Source organism: Acinetobacter sp. WCHAc060006 (assembly GCF_004209135.1).
GTDB lineage: Bacteria > Pseudomonadota > Gammaproteobacteria > Pseudomonadales > Moraxellaceae > Acinetobacter > Acinetobacter cumulans.
Genome location: NZ_SGSS01000115.1, coordinates 1 through 244, shown reverse-complemented (window position 1 = coordinate 244; position 244 = coordinate 1). Strand labels below are relative to the sequence as shown.

The 244-nt window shown below is 52.5% G+C and carries 1 pseudogene; it reads right to left on the bottom strand.

Annotated features, from left to right (window positions below):
* A pseudogene (locus EXE29_RS17420) lies at window positions 1-244 on the bottom strand (ISNCY family transposase); the annotation flags it as partial.

Sequence of the window (244 nt, the reverse complement as noted above, 5' to 3'; positions counted from 1 at the left end):
CGGTTATAACGTGGCTGATATGGACGCTTCAGGCGCTTGGATCGCGGAATCCACAGGTCATTGGCCGTCATCCAGCGCCGAAGCGTTTCTACCGGGATATTCAGGTCAAACATGCTGCTGAGCTTCTCATGCGCCAAGGTGGGTCCAAAGCCCAGCAAATGTTCAGCAATAATGGAAAGGCACTTTGATTTTAACAAGTCATCATGGCGACGATGGCCAGGTTGACCACGACTGGCATGTGCCA